This window comes from Paraburkholderia sp. MM5496-R1, assembly GCF_050436205.1.
In the GTDB taxonomy this organism is placed as follows: Bacteria; Pseudomonadota; Gammaproteobacteria; order Burkholderiales; family Burkholderiaceae; genus Paraburkholderia; species Paraburkholderia tuberum.
Window position 1 is genome coordinate 423,501 of record NZ_JBNDLT010000002.1, and the last position, 17,940, is coordinate 441,440.

The following is a 17,940-nucleotide window of genomic DNA, read 5'->3' on the forward strand; positions in this document are numbered from 1 at the left end:
GTCCCGGGGACGTGGCAAAGCCAAGGGGCATGGGATGGCGCCCCGTTGCACGATCGAGCGCGAACTGCGCGCCTGAATGAGCACGGCCAGACGACAAAACCCGCCGCGCATGCCGGATTCGCGACGGGCTTGGTGAAGCGCCGAATGCGCGCAATCAGTCACTCCGCAAAACGCGTCACCACCGCGGCGCCGACCGTTTCCATTTTGACGAGCCCGGGTTTCGCGCCGACTGGCAGCACGGTGCGGCCCAACGACTCGTTGATGATCTCCGCCGCCGACAGATAGAACGCCAGCAGCGCGGTCAGCAGTCCGCCATAGCCTCCCGCGTGCCGCAGTGTGGCCGAACCGAGCCATTCGCCGGCCGCGAGCAGAAAGAAGGTTGCCCACAGCGCGACGAACACGCACTGCAGCGCGCGCGATGAGCGGAACGTCGCGATCCACATATAGAACGTGAAGACGCCCCACAACAGCAGATACCAGCCCACGAACGCGGCCGGCACCTGCTCGTGCAGGAACAACGCAAACAGCGCGAACGACCACCAGAACGCGCCATAGCTCAGAAACGCGGTGGCGCCGAACGTGTTGCCGCGCGGAATCTCCATCAGTCCGGCAACGATCTGCATGCTGCCGCCGAACGCGAACGCGACGGCGAGCACGAGACCGAGCGAGCCGCCGCTGAACCAGCCTGCGTTGATCATGCTGAGCAGCCACGTGGTCATCGCGAAAGCCGCAAGGCCGAGCGATGCGGGGTTGGGTGCGGTGGGTTTCATCGTGAAGTCTCCTGAATCGATCCGGGGGGCTTACTCGTGGTGGCCGAACTGCCGCAGCACGGCGGGGTTCTCGACGGTGGACATGTCCTGCGCGAGCGTTTCTCCCTTCGCGACCGAACGCAGCAGACGCCGCACGACCTTGCCGGAGCGCGTCTTCGGCATGCTGTCGCCGAAGCGGATTTCCTTCGGCTTGGCGATCGGCCCGATTTCCTTGCCGACCCACGCGCGCAGCTGGTCGGCGAGCTGCCTTGCTTCGGTGCCTTGCGGGCGTGGGCCCTTGAGCACGACGAACGCGACGATGGCTTCGCCGATGGTCTCGTCGGGTCTGCCGACGACCGCGGCCTCCGCCACCAGCGGATGCGCGGCGAGCGCCGATTCGATTTCCATCGTGCCCATGCGGTGGCCGGACACGTTCAGCACGTCGTCGATGCGGCCGGTGATCGTGAAGTAGCCGGTCTGCGCATCGCGGATCGCGCCGTCGCCGGCCAGATAGAGCTTGCCGCCCAGGTCCGCGGGGTAGTAGCCGCTGCGGAACCGCTGGGGATTGCCCCAGATCGCGCGCAGCATCGACGGCCACGGCTCCTTGACGACCAGCAGCCCGCCCTGGCCGTTCGGCAGTTCGCAGCCGGTTTCGTCGACGATCGCCGCCTCGATGCCAGGCAGCGGCAACGTGCACGATCCCGCGACGAGCGGTGTTGCGCCCGGCAGCGGCGTGATCATGTGGCCGCCCGTTTCGGTCTGCCAGAAGGTGTCGAGCACCGGACAGCGCCCGCCGCCCACTTCGCGCGCAAACCACTCCCACGCGCTCGGATTGATCGGCTCGCCGACGGTGCCGAGCAAACGCAACGAGTCGAGGTCGAAGCGGCGCGGATGCACGCCGCTGTCCGTCTCGGCGGCCTTGATTAGCGAGCGGATCGCGGTGGGCGCCGTATAGAAGATGCTGACCTTGTGCCGCGCGATCATCTCCCAGAACCGTCCCGCGTCCGGCCACGTCGGCACGCCCTCGAAAATCACCTGGGTCGCGCCGACCGCGGTCGGGCCATAGCAGATGTAGCTGTGTCCCGTGATCCAGCCGATGTCGGCCGTGCACCAGTACACGTCGTCCGCGCGGAGGTCGAAGGTCCACTTCATCGTGACGGCGGCCCACAGCAGATAGCCCGCCGTGCTGTGCTGCACGCCCTTCGGCGTGCCGGTCGAACCGGACGTGTACAGCACGAACAGCGGATGCTCGGCACCGACCCATTCGGGCTCGCAGGTGTCGGGTTGGGCCGCTTCGAGTTCGTGCAGCCAGCAGTCGCGCGGTTCGTCCCACAGGATCGAGCCGCCCGTGCGCCGATAGACGATCACGGTATGAATGCCGTCGGTGCCTGCCATCTTCAGCGCTTCGTCGACGACGGATTTCAACGGCAGGTTCTTGCCGCCGCGCATCTGCTCGTCGGCGGTAATGACGGCGACGGCGCCGACATCGACCATCCGTTCATGCAGCGACTTCGCCGAGAAGCCGCCGAACACGACCGAATGCAGCGCGCCGATGCGCGCGCAGGCCTGCATCGCGACGACGCCTTCGATCGACATCGGCAGATAGATCATCACGCGGTCCCCACACGCGATGCCGCGCGCGCGCAGCGCATTCGCGAGGCGGCACACGCGCGCATGCAGTTGCCGGTAGGTGACGGTCGTCACGCTGCCGTCGTCGGCCTCGAAAATGATCGCGGTCTTGTTGGCATTGCCGTCGTGCAGATGACGATCGAGGCAGTTGTACGACGCGTTCAACAGACCGTCGTCGAACCATTTGAAGAACGGTGCGTTCGATTCGTCGAGTACCTTGGTGAAGGGCCGGTGCCAGCTCAGATGCTCGCGCGCGAGCCGCGCCCAGAAGCCGGTCCGGTCGCTGCGCGCTTCGTTGACGAGCGCTTCGTAGGCGGCCATGCCGTCGATGGCCGTGTCCGTCAGAAGCGGCGGGGCCGCCGTTTCCGGCGCTTGATGGTTGATGGCGACAGTGGACATAGTCTCCTCGCTGGCTTGAATGAGTGATATGGGACGGGCACACCGCGACTGCCGATATCCAACCATCGGCGGCGCGGCTGCTCGCATGACTCGAACAGTGTTCTGGATGTCGCGACCAGTGTGTGGCGGGAAGCAAGGGGCACGATTGACCCAGATCAAGCGCGGGTGCGGCGCGTGGTCGCGCCGTAGGCCTCTATACTGTGCGTCGTCAAACACGAGGCCCGCCGACGGCGCCTTGCCCGCCGGCTCTCGACATCGGCAGCGCTCGAACCCGCACATCCATGGATACTGATTTGTCGTCGCCGCGCCGCTCACGGCTCACGCGCGTGATCGAGGTTTTCATCGTCTTTCTGAAACTCGGGCTGACCAGTTTCGGCGGTCCGATCGCTCACATCGGCTACTTCCGGCGCGAGTTCGTCGAGCGGCGCCGCTGGCTCGACGATGAAGCCTTCACCGACCTGATCGGCCTGTGCCAATTTCTGCCGGGACCCGCGAGCAGCCAGGCGGGGTTTTCGATCGGGCTGCTGCGGGCCGGGTGGGGTGGGGGGCTAGCGGCCTGGTGCGGCTTCACGCTGCCGTCGGTACTCGTGATGCTGGCCTTTGCCGCGATCGCGCCGGACCTGGGCGGCGCGATCGGCACGGGCGTGATTCACGGCCTGAAGCTCGTCGCGGTGGCCGTCGTCGCGCAGGCCGTCTGGGACATGGCGCGGCGTCTGTGTCCGGATCGCCGCCGCGCGGCGATCGCGCTCGCATCGCTCGGATTGCTCAGCGTGCCTGGCACCGTCTACGCCCAACTGATCGTGATCGGCGCCGGCGCCGTGCTCGGTGTCGCGCTGTGCCGGACCACGGCGGTGCAGGCGCCAGGCGCCACTGCTCTGCGGGCCGGCGATTTTCAGGTGTCGCGCACGGCAGGCATCGTCGCGCTAATTGTCTTTTGCGCATTGCTGTTCGCGTTGCCGCTATGGGCGGCAAGCGGGACCTCGCAAGGCATCCGCGTGTTCGATGCGTTCTATCGCTCCGGCGCGCTCGTGTTCGGAGGCGGCCACGTGGTGCTGCCGTTGTTGCAGCGGGCAACCGTCGCGACCGGATGGGTCGCGCCCAACGACTTCCTGGCCGGCTATGGCGCGGCCCAGGCCGTACCCGGACCGCTGTTCACGTTCGCGGCGTTTCTCGGCTGGATGATGGCGCTGCCACCCAGACACTGGAGCGGCGCACTGCTGGCGACGGTGGGCATCTTTCTGCCGGGTCTGCTGCTCGTTCTCGCCGCATTGCCGTGGTGGCAGGCGCTGCGCGCGCGTGCGGCGATGGCGGCGGCGCTTGCCGGCGTCAATGCCGCGGTGGTCGGCCTGCTGGCCGCCGCGCTTTATTCGCCGGTGTGGACGAGCGCGGTCCTGTCGGCGACGGATTTCGCCGTGGCGTGCATCGGCTTTTTGCTGTTGCTGCGCTGGAAGGTGCCCCCGCTTGCGGTCGTCGTGCTGTGTGTGGCGGCCGGCGTCGCGCAAACGGTGCTGCACCCGCTCTGACAGGCTGATCGCGCACGCCTTGCACCAGCACTGATCTGCATCAAGGCTGACAGCCGCGGGTCGGTTAGCCTGCAACGATGATCGCGCGGCCTCGGTGCGTTTGCGGCACCACGACGATATCGCGCGAAACCCGACAGGCCGGAAGCCATTCACGCGATGACGGACCACATGATCGACCACGGCCTCGGCGGCTACGGATTGGGCGGTGCGAGCGCGCACGACGGTCCGCGCGCCGTGCGGGCATGGCGCCACCTGCGCTGGGGGCTGTGCGCGCTGAGCTTTTGCGCGATCCCCGCGTTCTACGTCGAACTGACGGTGCCCACGCCGCTGGCGCTGAGCCTGTCGCGGACACTATACGTCGGCATGTTCGCCGGCTTCGCGTTGTCGTTCACCTGGCTGGCCCATCTGAGCAGACGGCCGAAGACGCTGCTCGCGAACAACTGGCTCGACCTGCTCATCGCGTTGGGCGCGGCGCTCAGCACCGGTTTCGGAACGCCGCCGTGGCAGCCCGTCGAATGGCTGCTGCGGCTGTCGTTCATGGGTGTCGTCGCGTTGCGCATCGTGCTGTCGCTGCGCGAATTCGTCACGCCGAACCGGTTGATGTGGCTGCTGCTCGCCGGCGCGCTCGTGCTCGCGATGGCCGGCGCCGGATTTTACTGGCTCGAACCACACGTGCACTCGTACTCCGAAGGGCTGTGGCTTGCGTTCGAAAGCAGCGCGACCGTGGGCTATGGCGACATCGCGCCGACGACGCCCGCATCGCGTGTGTTCGCGGCATTTGTCGTGCTGCTCGGCTACGGCATGTTGTCGCTGGTCTTCGCGAGCATCGCCGCGGCATTCATCGGCAAGGAAGAGAGGGCGTTGCGACGCGAGATGCATCGGGATATCAAGCATCTGAACGATGAAATCGTGCGCCTGCACGCTGAACTGAAGGCGTTGCGGCAGACGATCGACGCCGCCGCGCGACGCAGCGACGCCGCTGCGGGTTCCGTGACGCGCACGGGCGAATGACCATTCGCGCTGACAGGGCCCGCGGCAAACGGGGCCACCGCGCGCCGTGCGCGACTCCGCCTTGACGCACGTCAAATCCGCCGTGGATTGCGTGATTAAGCTGGAGACGTCGCGGCGGGTCCGCTACCTCGCCTCCGCCGATGCGGCACTTCATGCCCGTGGGGGGCGTCACCATGCACATTTCCTTTCCGTCCTGCATGCCCGAATACTGCGCCCGCGATCTGGTGCTGGCGTTTGCGGCGCTCGTCGACGATCGGCCCGTGCAGTGCGCGATCACGGCCGAGGCGCTCGAAGACCATTTCGGCGCGCGCTCGCTGCGGGAAGACGATCTGCTCCAGGCGTTCCTCGCGCACCGTTCCCAGATCGAACAGGCCGCCCGGCGTCTGCTCGACGAGCTCGGCGCCAGGCCCGTGCTGCTGCATAGCGGGTTTTTCAGGTTTTGCGCGTGACGGGTCGGGCGGGCACGCTTGACGTGGATCAACGACGCGTCGTCGCGGCGGGTGATCCGCCGCGAGCGCTACGCCGGCACCTTCAGCCGCTCGTTCGCGCTCGGCGGCGAGGTCGACGAGGCGAACGCGAAGCCGAGTACAGGGATGGCGTGCTGTCGCTCAGCTTGCCGAAAAAGGCGTCGGGCGATCGCACGCGGCTGACCATCGACTGTCACGCGAGGATGGCGCGCTGTCACGGGCGCGCCTTTTTGTTGCGGCGAAGGTCCGGCTGAAGCGCGCGCCAGTCTGCAGGAAAGCGCTCGCGCACCTTCGCACCCGAATGGGTGCTCGCGACATTTGACGTACCCAGCCCGCTAGCGGCAGCGGAGCGTACCAGGATCTGCTGAACAACTTCTTCAGGGTATGCCAGGCGCCGCACTAGCGCCACATTCAGTCTTACGATTGTGCAGCCGTGCATGCCACGCTGTCGCTTCTCGTATTCCGCTAAGATCGTGCCGGAACTCACCGCCCTAAAAGACTGCGGCGCCACCTAGGCCCAATCTCAAGCTCAAACACGCAATGGACCGTATCGACGCCATGAAGGTATTCGTCGCCACGCTCGACGAGGGCAGTCTGGCGGGCGCAGGCCGTCGGCTGGGCCGCTCGCCCGCGGCTGTGAGCCGGGCCATCGCGTTTCTGGAGACGCACACGGGCACGCCGCTGCTACACCGCACCACGCGCACGATCCGGCTCAGCGAGGCGGGCGAGCGCTATGCGCTGGCGTGCCGGCGCATCCTCGCGGATCTGGAGGAGGCGGACCTGCTCGCAGCCGACGAGCGCTCCGCGCCGCGCGGACTGCTAGGCGTGACGGCGGCGGTGGCGGTGGGCGAGGAGGTGCTGCGCCCGATTGTCGATTCGTTTCTCGATCGCCATCCCCAGGCGTCGATCCGCCTGCACCTGCTCGACCGGCCCGTGAGCCTCGTCGACGAGGGCATCGACGTGGCGTTGCGCATCGCTCATCTACAGGACTCCACGCTCGTCGCCATTCCGGTGGGCGAGGTGAGGCGGGTGGTGGTCGCTTCGCCCGACTATCTCGCCACGCACCCGGCCATCGATGTCCCCGCCGATCTGGCCAGCCATCCGATCATCTCGATGACGCATTTCGGGCTCGATTCGTGGAGCTTTCCGGCGGCCCGTCTAACGGCGCTGCCGCAGGTCGTCCGGTTCACGCCGCGCTTCATCGTCAACACGATTCGCGCTGCGCTGTCTTCGGCCGTGGCCGGGCATGGCGTCACGCGGCTTTTCTCCTATCACGTGGCCGAGCAGGTCAAGGCCGGCGCGCTGAAAATCGTGCTGCGCGACAGCGAGCATGCGCCGTTGCCCGTCAACCTGGTGACGCCGCACGGGCGCCTTGCGGTGCCGAAGGTGCGCGGTTTCGTCGATTTCGCCACGCCGCTGCTGCGCGAGTATTTCGAGCGGGCTCAGCAAATCACCGACGCCGATCGACGCTGATTCGATCGCCGCGCGGAACAATGACTTACGCAGTGCGGTGATTCTCCCGCGATGCGAGTCGTTCTAGACTGGCTCCCATATTCATCGGGTGCTTAACAGCACCGGTCCATGGGAGTCGTCATGCAGCAAGCCATCTCGAATCCGGCCGCTCCGGCCGGCTACAACGTCTGGCGGGGCACGCTCGCCGGGGCCAGCGCGAGCCTGATCGGCATCGGTCTCGCGCGCTTTGCCTATACGCCGCTTTTGCCGGCTATCATCGGCGCGCACTGGTTTCCCGCCTCGAGCGCGGCCTATCTCGGCGCGGCGAACCTCGGCGGCTATCTGGCCGGCGCACTGCTGGCGGGCGCGATGGTACGCGTGGCGAAACCCGCCAGCGTGCTGCGCGCGATGATGCTGCTCGCGACCATCGCCTTCGTGGCCTGCGCGGTGCCCGTGTCGTTCCTGTGGTTTTTCATCTGGCGCCTGGCCTCGGGGGTCTCGGGCGGCGCGTTGATGGTGCTCGCCGCACCCACGATCCTCGCGCACGTGCCGGCGGCGCGCCGGGGCTTCGCGAGCGGTGGCATCTTCACGGGGATCGGGCTCGGCATCGCGGCCTCGGGCACGATCGTGCCGATTCTGTTGCGTCAGGGGCTCACGTGGACCTGGCTCGGGCTCGCGGCCGTTTCGCTCGCGCTGACCGCCGTCGCGTGGAACGGCTGGCCCGAGCACACCGCACCCGCGCACGCCGCTGCGCGTTCGCGCTTCGAAACAGCGCCGGCCTATCCTCGTGCCGGCCTGCGCGCGCTCTATGCCGAGTATGGTCTGAACGCGGTGGGGCTCGTGCCGCACATGCTGTTCCTCGTCGATTTCGTCGCGCGCGGGCTTGGCCGCGGCGTCGATGCGGGCGCCGAATTCTGGGTGCTGTACGGCCTCGGCGCGATCGTCGGGCCGCTCGCGGCGGGGCATCTCGCCGATCGCGCGGGTTTCGGCCGCGCGCTGCGCGTCGCGTATCTGGTGCAGGCCGTTGCGGTCGCGATTCCCGCCGCGGGCTTGTTCGGGTCGGCGGGGCTGATGGTCTCCGCCTTTGTCGTGGGCGCATTCACGCCAGGTATCGTGCCGCTGGCGCTCGGCCGCGTGAACGAGTTGCTCGCGCACCATCCGTCCGCCGTCAAGGGCGCATGGAGCCGCGCAACGACGAGCTTCGCCGTGATGCAGGCGCTGGCGGCCTACGGTCTTTCGTTCGTGTTCTCTTCAAGCGGCGGCAATTATCTGGTGCTCTACGCGATTGGCGCGGTGGCGCTTCTGCTCGCACTCGCCGTCGATCTGTTTTCCGCACGGAGCGTGAAATGAATGCCACGGTTTCCTCTTCACCGGCGGCGCTCGTGCCGACGCACCTGCAGCGCGACGCGCGGCCACGCGGCTACGCCGAGCGCAACCTCCAGTACTGGCGGCGCAATCTGGTCGTCTGCGTGATCGGCTCGTTCACGACGCTCGTGAGCCTCAGCATGCTGCTGCCGTTCCTGCCGCTTTACGTGCGGCAACTCGGCGTCAGCTCGCCGTCCGCGGTGATCCAGTGGTCGGGCATCGCCTTCGGCGCGACCTTCCTCGGCACCGCTCTTACCGCGCCACTGTGGGGGCGTCTGGCCGACCGTTTCGGCCGCAAACCCATGCTCGTTCGCGCGGCGATCGGTATGGCCCTGGTGATGTCGTTGATCGGCGTGGCGCACAATGTCTACGAACTGGTCGCGCTGCGTCTGATCGCTGGTCTGGTGGGGCGGCTATGCATCGGCTTCCACGGTGATGGTGGGCACCCAGGCGCCGCGCGAGCGCGCGGGTTGGGCGCTCGGCATACTTTCGACGGGCGCGCTCGCGGGCAATCTGGTCGGGCCGCTCGTCGGCGGCGTGCTGCCAGACTGGATCGGCATTCGCGGCACGTTCTTCGCGGGCGGCGCGATGATCGCGGCGGCGGCGCTGCTCACCATCTTCGTGGTGAAGGAAGAGTTTCACCCGGATAGCGACGCGAAAGCTCATGCGCGCGGCACCGCCGACGCGCCCGCCCGACGCACCAATTACGCGGTGGTGGCCGCGCTCCTCGTGACCGCGATGATGGTGCTGCTCGCCAACATGTCGATCGAGCCGATCATCACCGTGTATATCGGCGGCCTTGGCGTGAATGCCACGCATCTTGCGCGCGTGGCCGGCGTGGTTATGGCATGCTCGGCGCTCGGAAGCATGCTGACGGCCGCGCGCCTCGGCGCGCTGGCCGACCGGTTCGGGAGCTGGCGTGTGATCGTTGTCTGCCTCGTGCTCACGGGGCTGGCGATGGTGCCGCAAGCTTTCGTCACGCACTGGTGGCAGCTCGCAGCTTTGCGCGTGCTGATGGGGATGACGCTCGCGGGCCTGTTGCCCTCGATCGGCAAGCTGGCGCGGCAATCGGTGGATGAAAGCAGGACCGGCCGCATGCTTGGTTATCTGCAATCGGCGCAATTCAGCGGCCAGGTGGTGGGACCGGTGATCGGCGGCGTGATCGGCGTTCATCTCGGGCTGCACGCGGTGTTCTTCGTGACCGGCGCGCTGCTGATCGCTTGCGGCGGCCTCGCGCGCTGGGCGCATCGCCGCGCTGGGGCCTGACAGGCAGGCAAGCTGGCAGGCACATCGAATCTTTTAACGCATTCGTTGGGAAGGGGACATGAGCATTCAAGCGGATAATCGCGCGTTACTGCGCACGCTCGGCATCGACAAGCCGATCATTCAGGCGCCCATGGCCGGCGTCACCACGCCGGCGCTGGCCGCAGCGGTGTCGAACGCGGGCGGTCTCGGCTCGCTCGGCGTTGCCGCGATGAACGCGGAGAACGCGGAGAACGCGCGCCGCGCGATCCATCAGACTCGCGAGCTAACGACGAAGCCTTTCAACGTCAACGTGTTCTGCCATCGCCCGGCGACACCCGATGCGGCCGTCGAGCGTGCATGGCTCGACTGGCTCGAACCGGTGTTCCGGCAATACGGCGCGACGCCGCCGCAAGCGCTCAGCGAGATCTACACGAGCTTCGTCGTCGACACCGCAATGCAGGCGATGCTGCTCGCGGAGAAGCCGGCCGTCGTGAGCTTCCATTTCGGCTTGCCGCCCGATGCGGTGATCGCGCAACTGAAGCACGCGGGCATCCGTTTGCTGGCGAGCGCGACGAATCTCGACGAAGCGGCGGCGGCCGTCGAGGCGGGTGTCGATGCGATCGTCGCGCAGGGCATCGAAGCGGGCGGTCATCGCGGCGTGTTCGACACGACCGGGCGCGACGAACGCCTCGGCACGTTCGCGCTGACGCGCCTGCTCGCGAGCGAGTTCGACCTGCCCGTGATCGCGGCGGGCGGCATCATGGACGGCGCCGGCATCGCGGCCGCGCTCGCGCTGGGCGCGCAGGCTGCGCAATTGGGCACGGCGTTCGTCGCGTGCCCGGAAACCTCGATCGACGACGGCTATCGCCGCGCGCTGCTCAGCGATGCGGCGCGCTCGACGACGTTCACGTCGGCCATTTCGGGGCGGCTCGCGCGCAGCATCGTCAATCGCTTCACCGCGCTCGGCGAGGACCCGCAAGCCCCGCGCACGCCGTCCTATCCAATCACCTATGACGCGGGCAAGGCGCTCAATGCAGCCGCCAAGGCCAAGGGTGAATTCGGCTACGGCGCGCAATGGGCGGGCCAGGCCGCGCCCCTTGCGCGTTCGTTGCCTGCCGGCGAACTGATGGCGCAACTGGAACGCGAAACGCGAGAAAGTATCGAGCGGCTGCAATCGGTGTGGAACTAGCAGTCCAGCTTCAATACCATCGCACAGATGGAACACATCGGCACGCGTGGGGCATGCGCGGGCCGATGTCCGATTAGCTTCCAGCCTCAGTTCCGCACCCATGCATTCGGTCCAGCGCGGCCGCGATCGACGGGTTCTCAAGCCAACAAAACAAAGGCGGACAGGCATGCAACGCAAATTCGACGATCTCCTGCTGGGTAGCATCGAGCTCTTCTGTCTCGCGGCGGAGCTGGGTAGCTTCACGCTGGCGGCCAACGCCGCGAGTGTCACACCGGCTGCGGTGAGCCGCTCGGTGGCGCGGCTCGAGGAACGGCTCGGCGTGCGCCTGTTCGTGCGCACTACACGCCAGATCCGTCTGACCGACGCGGGGCGGCGCTACTTCGAGCAATGCCGGCAAGCGCTGTCGCAACTGATGGATGCCGAGCGCGAAGTAACGGGCGAGCAGACCACGCCGGCCGGCGTGCTGCGGATCAGCATGCCGACGCCGTATGGGCACTATCGCGTGTTGCCGCTGCTGCCGGCGTTTCGCGAGCGCTATCCGCAAGTCCGGGTCGAGACGCATCTGAGCAACCGCAACATCGATTTCGCGGACGAAGGTTTCGATCTCGCGATACGCGGACGCGCGCCGGCCGATTCAAACCTCGTCGCGCGCAAGCTCGAAGACGCGGAAATGGTCGTGGTGGCGACGCCCGCCTATCTGAAGCGCGCGGGCATGCCGAAAACCGTCGAGGACCTGCGGGCGCACGAGTGCATCCAGTTCGAACTGCCGAGCAGCGGGCGTCATCTCGCCTGGACCTTCGAGGGTTCGCCTGAAGATGGCGACGTGCTGACGACTGGAAGCTATGGAACGTCGGGCGATGCGCTCGCCGGCGTGACGCTCGCGCGTGCCGGCGCGGGCCTGTTTCAGACGTATCGCTTCGTCGTGGAGGACGACCTGCGCGGAGGTCGGCTCGTGGAGGTGTTGCGCGAAGCGGGCGGACGCACGCGGCCATTCATCCTGCTTTATCCGCACGCGCGCTACCTGACCTCGCGCGTGCGAGCTTTCGTCGAATTTCTCGTCGAGCAGTTGGCCAAACCCGCGACGCCCGCCCCGAGCACGCGCGCGCATTGAGCGGCGCGCGCCGCTTCATCGCATGGCCCGCTCAGTGGCCGGCGCTCTGGCCGCCGTCCACATGCAGGATCTCGCCGGTCACGAACGGCGCCGAGTCGAGATAGAGGATCGCATTCACGATGTCACTCATCTCGCCCATATGACCCACTGGATGCAATGCGCCAAGCGCCGCATGCGTTTCGGGCGCGTGCATCGGTGACTTGATGATGCCGGGCGAAACTGCGTTGGCGCGAATTCCGCGCTTCGCATACTCGATCGCGAGCGAGCGGGTCGCGGCGGCGAGGCCCCCCTTGGTCAGCGAGGTCAGCACGGACGGCACGCCGTCAATCGCGTGATCCACGAGGCTCGTCGTGATGCTGACCACGTGCCCGCGCCCATGCTTCTCCATCTCGGCGATCGCGAGCTGCGTGATGTGGAAGAAGCCCGCGAGATTGATGCCGGTGATCGTCGCGTAATCTTCCGCCGTGTATTGGGTGAACGGCTTGGCCACGAAAATGCCCGCATTGTTGACGAGCGTGTCGACACGACCGAAGCGCGCCACGGCCGTCTCTATCACCCGTCGAGCCGTGTCCGGATCGGCGATGTCACCGGCCACGGTGACGAGGTTGGGATCGTCAGACGGCTTGATGCCGCGCGATGTCGCGACCACGTTATGGCCGAGCTTGCGAAATGCCTTGACGGTTTCGGCGCCGATGCCTTGCGATGCACCGGTGACCACGATGACTTTGGGAGACTGACTCATAGTGAACCTCGAAGTAGGTTGGATCAGCAATCTGTGATCGGACTGATGGCTCCGATCGCTACTAATTTATGAGGTCGTGCTCCGCTTTTGCACACAAGGCGCGGACAAACAGTTGTGAGCCGCAGGAACAAGCGGTGAGTGATGGCGCGTAGCGGCAGTGGTCCTGTTGGTGTCGGCCGGTCTGTCGCGCGCATCCGCGTTCACGATGCCTGCGTTCGCGGGTCGTGATCGAATTCGAGTCTGATGCCGCCCGGCTCGTACACCATCGTGTGGCGTTTGGGCCCGCCGCCGAGGTCTTCGGGCGCGAATTCGACTTTGACGCCCGGCCAGGCGGACACGCGCGCGAAGATGTCCTGCAGTGCTGCCTCGCTGCCCACGCGCAGCGCAAGATGATGCAGTCCGACATGGACCTTGCGATCGAATTCGACGAGGCGGCTTGAATCGGTGACCTGCCAGAGCGTCACCACCACGTGTCCGTCCGACACGAACGCAGCCGGATAGGCAGGCCTCTCTCCCACCTGCTGCCAGCCCAGACACTTCACGAAGAAGTCGCGCGTGAGGTTCAGATCGCGGACGGTGAGTCCGACGTGATCGAGACCCAGCGTAAGCGGTTTGTCAGTCATCCTTCTGTCACTCCTGAAGTGAGAGCGGGCAGCGCCCGAATCCGCGCCGGAAAGATTTTCGCCCCAGGGAATCGCGACAATAGTCGCCGGCAGTTCAATTCAGTTTTTACACCATGTAGCGCATACGGCGAGGAAATCCGCTTGCATCAATCTGCATAGTCAAATATATTAAAGTCAGATATCGAGGAGGCGACCGATGGATGATTCGATCAACGAAGACTTTGAGCGCACGCAGAAGCTGGTGTCCGTGCTGGGTCAGGCGCGTCAGCTGATTGCAAGCGAACTCGAGGCGGGGCTCGCGGATGCAGGACTGAATCTGCAGGAGCGCGGCGTTCTGCTTACGCTAGCGCGCGGGAGAGTGAAAACACCGGCCGCACTGTCGAAATTGGCGGGCGTCCACCCGGCCCGGATGACCCGAGTGCTGGACAAGCTCGAAAACAGCGGACTGATCGAGCGCGCCCGCAACGGCAGGGATCGTCGTCTCGTGGATGTGTCGTTGACGCAGGAAGGGCAGACCGTCGCCGCCCGGAACACACGGGTTATCCAGGGAGCATGGAGCGAGCGGCTTTCGCATTTCTCGAAGTCCGATTTCGACGCGTTGAGCCTGCTGCTTTCAAGACTGCTCGACCGCTGAGGCGGCATTTTTTTAACCATTTATCTGACATTGCAGATAATCGCCAGCGACTGACGGGCGCTTCGAACCGAGACGAGGACGTGACATGAATCCATCGACCAACCTGGGCGCGCCGGCCCAACTGACTGGCGCAAAGTTTGCACTCGGCACGTTTGCGGTGGCGCTCGCCACCTTCATGAATGTGCTGGATTCGTCGATCGCCAACGTCGCGATTCCTACGCTGTCCGGCAACCTCGGTGTGTCGATCGACGAAGGCACATGGGTCATCACGCTGTTTGCCGCGGCCAACGCGGTGTCGATTCCGTTGACAGGGTGGCTCACGCAGCGCATCGGCCAGGTCAGGCTGTTCGTCGGGGCGATCCTGCTGTTCGTGCTGTCATCGGCGGCGTGCGGCCTCGCTCCGAACCTGATGGTGCTGCTCGCCGCCCGTGTCGTGCAGGGCGCGGTGGCAGGGCCGCTGGTGCCGTTGTCGCAGGCCATGCTGCTTGCGTCGTTTCCGAAGGAAAAAAGCTCGAGCGCGCTCGCGCTGTGGGCGATGACGGCGACGGTCGGGCCGATTGCGGGCCCGGCGCTCGGCGGCTGGATCACCGACAGCTACAGCTGGTCGTGGATCTTCTACATCAACGTGCCGGTCGGCCTGTTCGCCGCGGGCGCGATCTGGGCGATCTACCGCGACCGCGAGACGCCGGCCCGCAAGCTCCCGATCGACAAGGTCGGCCTGATCTCGCTGATCGCATGGGTCGCACCGCTGCAGATCATGCTCGACAAGGGCCGCGACCTCGACTGGTTCAGCTCGCCGGTGATCTGGGCGCTGACGATCGTCGCCGTGGTGAGCTTCCTGTTCTTCCTGATCTGGGAATTGACGGAGGAAAAGCCGATCGTCAACCTGCGGCTTTTCGCCAGACGTAACTTCCTCGGCGGCACGATTGCGATTTCGGTCGCCTACGCGATCTTCTTCGCCAACCTCGTGATCCTGCCGCAGTGGATTCAGGGCTTCCTCGGCTACCGAGCGGTGGACGCGGGGCTCGTGACCGCGCCGCTCGGCATTTTCGCCGTGATCCTCGCCCCGGTGATGGGCAAGATCATGCCGCGCTCGGACATGCGAGTGCTTGCCACGCTTGCGTTCGTCGGATTCGCCGGCGTGTTCTTCATGCGCTCGAACTACACGACCAGCGTCGACGCCTGGACGCTCGTGCTGCCCACCTTGCTGCAGGGCATTCCGACCGCGCTGTTCTTCACGCCGCTCACCGCGATCATCCTGTCGGGTCTGAAGCCGGAGGAGATTCCAGCGGCAGCGGGTCTGTCCAACTTCGTGCGCATTTTTGCGGGAGCGGTGGGCACGTCACTGATGAGCACCGCGTGGAACGACCGCACGATTCTGCACCATGCGCGACTTGCCGAACAATCGAGCGTGGACGATCCTGGCTTTACCGGCGCGATCGCGCACCTGCAGGCGGCGCTGGACGCGGGCGTTCCCAAGGCCACGGCCTTTTACGAAGCCTCGCTGAACGCGCAGGCGACGATGCTCGGCCTGAACGACATCTTCTGGATTTCGGCGGTGATCTTTGTCGTCATCATCCCGCTGATCTGGGTGACGAAGCCGGCCAAGGGTGGTGCCGCGGGCGCGGCAGCCGCCGGCGGACATTGAATCCAATTTGGCAACCCGGTTCGGACGGAAAATGAAACAGACCATCCTCTCCTTGACATTATCTGATAATGCAGATATTGTTCAAATCAACGAGGAGGACACCGCCATGGACCATTACACGACGAAGAACTTCATGCTTACGAACAGTATCGGCTTCAGGCTCGTCAAGGCCCGTAACGTCGTCGTCGCGGAAATGGACGCGGCGCTCAAGGACCTCGAAATCAACGGCCAGCAGATGGGCATCCTGCTTTCGCTGAAGCAGGGTGTGGCAACCACGCCTTTCGAGCTGTCGAAGCTGCTCGGAATCGACACCGGCCTGATGACGCGGATGCTGGACAAGCTGGAATCGAAGGGGCTGCTGGTACGATCGCGCGACCCGCAAGATCGCCGCGTGGTCAATCTGACCTTGACCGCGGAGGGGCAGAAAGTCGCCGCACGGATTCCGGAAGTCGCGCCGCATGTGTTGAACGCCCGCTTGCGCAAATTCACGAAGGCCGAGTTTGCCGAGCTGGACCGCCTGCTTCGCAAGTTCACAGGCGATTGAACGGCGCGGCCGTGTGCCGCGCTTTTTTTCACCATTAATCTGATTTGTCAGAAAATGAAAACGCAGACTTCTAGAGCAAACACCGTCGCCCGTTCGCTGAAGCTCGGTGTTTCGGTGATCTCCTTCGCGGTGCTGGCGGCATGTGCAAACTATGCGGGCATCCACAGCGACAAGCAGATCGTTCAACCACGGCAGCTGGAAACGTCCCAGAGCCTCCCGCAAGAGCAGGGGCACTGGCCATCCGCCGACTGGGTCGACCAGTTCGGCGACGCGCAACTGAAAGCATTGATCGCCGAGGCACTGCAAGATAGCCCGACGCTCGACCAGGCGCGCGCGCGAGTCGAGCAGGCGCAAGCCTATAGCGAAACGGCGAAGGCGAACACGCTGCCGCGCGTCGATGCGTCGTACACGCTGACGCGCCAGCAGTACAGCAGCACCGCGTTGATTCCGCCGCCGTACGCCGGCTCATGGCAGACGGAGAACAAGGGGCTGCTGAGCGCTTCTTACGATCTCGACCTGTGGGGCAAGAACCGCGAGGCGCTGCGCGCGGCTGTCTCGGAGGCGTCCGCGAGCGAGGCCGACGTGGAAGTCGTCAGGCTCACGCTCGACACCTCGATCGCCCGCACTTACAACGAGCTGGCGCGGCTCTACGCATTGCGCGACATCGCGCAGCAGGAAGTCGCGCGGCGCGAGCAGATCGACCGCATCACCGCGAGCCGCATCGCAAACGGCCTCGATACCGAAGTGGAGCGCAAGACGGCCGAGGCGAATCTGTCCACGAGCCGTGCCCGCGTCAGCGCGCTCGACGGCAGCATCCTGACCACCCGGTATCAACTGGCGGCGCTGCTTGGCAAGGGTCCCGACCGTGGACTCGCGATCACGCGGCCGACGCTCGGCGTCGGCGACGACGTGCGTCTGCCGGACAACCTGCCGGCCGATCTGCTGGGCCGCCGGCCCGACATCGTCGCGGCGCGCTGGCGCGTCGATGCGATCACGCACGAGGTGAAGGAAGCGAAGGCCGAGTTCTATCCCGACATCAACCTGAGCGCCGCGATCGGTTTCGACGCGTTCGGCTTCGGCCGCCTTTTGAGCGCCGCGAGTCGCACGGCCTCGGTGGGCTCGGCGATCCATCTGCCGATCTTCGATGGGGGCGAGTTGCGCGCGCAGTTGAAGGGCCGCTACGCCGAGTTCGACTATGCGGTGGCGACCTACAACCAGACGCTGATCGGCGCGCTGAGCGGCGTGGCCACGCAGATCGCGCAGATCCGCTCGAGCGACGCGCAGCTCGGCGATGCGCAGGCCGCGCAGCAGGCCGCGAGCGATGCCGATCGACTGGCGACCACGCAATACAAGGCCGGCCTCACCAACCAGCTGACCGTACTCAATGCCGACGTCACCGCGCTGAACGCCGACGAGGCGATCGCCAATCTGAAGATGAACCGCCGCGACCAGCAGATCGAGCTCGCGTCGGCGTTAGGCGGCGGCTACGTCGATACGTCGGCCAGCACCGACCATCACGCGGACGTCGCCGCCGTTCCGACCCGTCAAGCCAATGCCGCGGTTGCCGCACGTTGAACGGCAGGTCGGAAAACCTATCAGGAGAACTGCA

15 protein-coding genes and 2 pseudogenes are annotated in these 17,940 nt (G+C 66.0%); 13 read left to right on the forward strand and 4 right to left on the reverse strand.

What is annotated here, in order from left to right; genetic code table 11:
• Nucleotides 1-158 precede the first annotated feature (158 nt).
• Nucleotides 159-770, reverse strand: coding sequence for an acetate uptake transporter (locus OKW38_RS08665; protein ID WP_090805160.1), 612 nt, complete (start codon nucleotides 768-770; stop codon nucleotides 159-161).
• A 30-nt stretch (nucleotides 771-800) separates the two neighbouring features.
• Nucleotides 801-2,699, reverse strand: coding sequence for an acetate--CoA ligase (acs, locus tag OKW38_RS08670; protein WP_429363701.1), 1,899 nt, complete (start codon nucleotides 2,697-2,699; stop codon nucleotides 801-803).
• 359 nt (nucleotides 2,700-3,058) lie between these two features.
• Here acs and chrA point away from each other — a divergent pair, with 359 nt between their 5' ends.
• The 9 genes and pseudogenes from chrA (at nucleotide 3,059) to OKW38_RS08715 (ending at nucleotide 12,140) form a co-directional block, all read left to right on the forward strand.
• Nucleotides 3,059-4,300: a chromate efflux transporter gene (gene chrA / locus OKW38_RS08675; RefSeq protein WP_429361028.1), complete on the forward strand. Its 1,242-nt coding sequence runs from the start codon at nucleotides 3,059-3,061 to the stop codon at nucleotides 4,298-4,300.
• A gap of 156 nt (nucleotides 4,301-4,456) precedes the next feature.
• Complete coding sequence (locus tag OKW38_RS08680; RefSeq protein ID WP_429334665.1) at nucleotides 4,457-5,311, forward strand: potassium channel family protein; 855 nt, start codon at nucleotides 4,457-4,459, stop codon at nucleotides 5,309-5,311.
• A 173-nt stretch (nucleotides 5,312-5,484) separates the two neighbouring features.
• Nucleotides 5,485-5,760, forward strand: a complete 276-nt coding sequence (locus tag OKW38_RS08685) for a DUF1488 domain-containing protein (RefSeq protein ID WP_429334664.1) — start codon at nucleotides 5,485-5,487, stop codon at nucleotides 5,758-5,760.
• Between the two features lie 48 nt (nucleotides 5,761-5,808).
• Nucleotides 5,809-5,966, forward strand: a pseudogene (locus OKW38_RS08690) (Hsp20/alpha crystallin family protein); the annotation flags it as partial.
• Between the two features lie 352 nt (nucleotides 5,967-6,318).
• Nucleotides 6,319-7,251 carry a LysR family transcriptional regulator gene (locus OKW38_RS08695; RefSeq protein ID WP_184043413.1) on the forward strand — a complete coding sequence of 311 codons (933 nt, stop codon included), beginning with the start codon at nucleotides 6,319-6,321 and terminating at the stop codon, nucleotides 7,249-7,251.
• Nucleotides 7,252-7,371: 120 nt separating this feature from the next.
• On the forward strand, nucleotides 7,372-8,580 hold the full coding sequence (locus OKW38_RS08700) for a YbfB/YjiJ family MFS transporter (protein WP_429361030.1): 1,209 nt from the start codon (nucleotides 7,372-7,374) through the stop codon (nucleotides 8,578-8,580).
• Nucleotides 8,577-9,861: pseudogene (locus OKW38_RS08705) on the forward strand (MFS transporter). The gene OKW38_RS08700 and the pseudogene OKW38_RS08705 overlap by 4 nt, the downstream one beginning before the upstream one ends.
• Before the next feature lie 58 nt (nucleotides 9,862-9,919).
• Nucleotides 9,920-11,029, forward strand: a complete 1,110-nt coding sequence (locus tag OKW38_RS08710) for an NAD(P)H-dependent flavin oxidoreductase (protein WP_429361032.1) — start codon at nucleotides 9,920-9,922, stop codon at nucleotides 11,027-11,029.
• Between the two features lie 166 nt (nucleotides 11,030-11,195).
• Nucleotides 11,196-12,140 (forward strand): LysR substrate-binding domain-containing protein, encoded by a 945-nt coding sequence (locus OKW38_RS08715; protein ID WP_429334661.1) that lies wholly within the window; start codon nucleotides 11,196-11,198, stop codon nucleotides 12,138-12,140.
• A 31-nt stretch (nucleotides 12,141-12,171) separates the two neighbouring features.
• On the opposite strand, the gene OKW38_RS08720 is transcribed toward OKW38_RS08715, so the two are convergent.
• Nucleotides 12,172-12,882 (reverse strand): SDR family NAD(P)-dependent oxidoreductase, encoded by a 711-nt coding sequence (locus tag OKW38_RS08720; protein ID WP_429334660.1) that lies wholly within the window; start codon nucleotides 12,880-12,882, stop codon nucleotides 12,172-12,174.
• Nucleotides 12,883-13,082: 200 nt separating this feature from the next.
• A complete protein-coding gene (locus OKW38_RS08725; protein WP_429334659.1) occupies nucleotides 13,083-13,505 on the reverse strand; it encodes a VOC family protein in 423 nt (140 codons plus the stop codon).
• Between the two features lie 196 nt (nucleotides 13,506-13,701).
• Here OKW38_RS08725 and OKW38_RS08730 point away from each other — a divergent pair, with 196 nt between their 5' ends.
• The 4 genes from OKW38_RS08730 to OKW38_RS08745 all read left to right on the forward strand — a co-directional run bounded on the left by OKW38_RS08730 (nucleotide 13,702) and on the right by OKW38_RS08745 (nucleotide 17,906).
• Nucleotides 13,702-14,139: a MarR family winged helix-turn-helix transcriptional regulator gene (locus OKW38_RS08730; RefSeq protein ID WP_184043427.1), complete on the forward strand. Its 438-nt coding sequence runs from the start codon at nucleotides 13,702-13,704 to the stop codon at nucleotides 14,137-14,139.
• Between the two features lie 85 nt (nucleotides 14,140-14,224).
• A complete protein-coding gene (locus OKW38_RS08735) occupies nucleotides 14,225-15,787 on the forward strand; it encodes a DHA2 family efflux MFS transporter permease subunit (protein WP_429361034.1) in 1,563 nt (520 codons plus the stop codon).
• A 106-nt stretch (nucleotides 15,788-15,893) separates the two neighbouring features.
• Complete coding sequence (locus OKW38_RS08740) at nucleotides 15,894-16,331, forward strand: MarR family winged helix-turn-helix transcriptional regulator (protein WP_184067764.1); 438 nt, start codon at nucleotides 15,894-15,896, stop codon at nucleotides 16,329-16,331.
• Nucleotides 16,332-16,385: 54 nt separating this feature from the next.
• The gene (locus tag OKW38_RS08745) at nucleotides 16,386-17,906 is read left to right on the forward strand and encodes an efflux transporter outer membrane subunit (RefSeq protein ID WP_429361036.1); all 1,521 of its coding nucleotides are present in this window, start codon (nucleotides 16,386-16,388) and stop codon (nucleotides 17,904-17,906) included.
• Nucleotides 17,907-17,940: the final 34 nt, after the last annotated feature.

What these genes read in the sequence shown, in the direction of transcription:
- OKW38_RS08710 (WP_429361032.1), top strand. Translation starts at nt 9,920, where the DNA reads ATGAGCATTCAAGCGGATAATCGCGCGTTACTGCGCACGCTCGGCATC.
- OKW38_RS08725 (WP_429334659.1), bottom strand. Translation starts at nt 13,505, where the DNA reads ATGACTGACAAACCGCTTACGCTGGGTCTCGATCACGTCGGACTCACC.
- OKW38_RS08745 (WP_429361036.1), top strand. Translation starts at nt 16,386, where the DNA reads ATGAAAACGCAGACTTCTAGAGCAAACACCGTCGCCCGTTCGCTGAAG.
- OKW38_RS08700 (WP_429361030.1), top strand. Translation starts at nt 7,372, where the DNA reads ATGCAGCAAGCCATCTCGAATCCGGCCGCTCCGGCCGGCTACAACGTC.
- OKW38_RS08695 (WP_184043413.1), top strand. Translation starts at nt 6,319, where the DNA reads ATGGACCGTATCGACGCCATGAAGGTATTCGTCGCCACGCTCGACGAG.
- OKW38_RS08735 (WP_429361034.1), top strand. Translation starts at nt 14,225, where the DNA reads ATGAATCCATCGACCAACCTGGGCGCGCCGGCCCAACTGACTGGCGCA.
- OKW38_RS08740 (WP_184067764.1), top strand. Translation starts at nt 15,894, where the DNA reads ATGGACCATTACACGACGAAGAACTTCATGCTTACGAACAGTATCGGC.
- OKW38_RS08665 (WP_090805160.1), bottom strand. Translation starts at nt 770, where the DNA reads ATGAAACCCACCGCACCCAACCCCGCATCGCTCGGCCTTGCGGCTTTC.
- OKW38_RS08685 (WP_429334664.1), top strand. Translation starts at nt 5,485, where the DNA reads ATGCACATTTCCTTTCCGTCCTGCATGCCCGAATACTGCGCCCGCGAT.
- OKW38_RS08730 (WP_184043427.1), top strand. Translation starts at nt 13,702, where the DNA reads ATGGATGATTCGATCAACGAAGACTTTGAGCGCACGCAGAAGCTGGTG.
- chrA (WP_429361028.1), top strand. Translation starts at nt 3,059, where the DNA reads ATGGATACTGATTTGTCGTCGCCGCGCCGCTCACGGCTCACGCGCGTG.
- OKW38_RS08720 (WP_429334660.1), bottom strand. Translation starts at nt 12,882, where the DNA reads ATGAGTCAGTCTCCCAAAGTCATCGTGGTCACCGGTGCATCGCAAGGC.
- acs (WP_429363701.1), bottom strand. Translation starts at nt 2,699, where the DNA reads ATGGCCGCCTACGAAGCGCTCGTCAACGAAGCGCGCAGCGACCGGACC.
- OKW38_RS08680 (WP_429334665.1), top strand. Translation starts at nt 4,457, where the DNA reads ATGACGGACCACATGATCGACCACGGCCTCGGCGGCTACGGATTGGGC.
- OKW38_RS08715 (WP_429334661.1), top strand. Translation starts at nt 11,196, where the DNA reads ATGCAACGCAAATTCGACGATCTCCTGCTGGGTAGCATCGAGCTCTTC.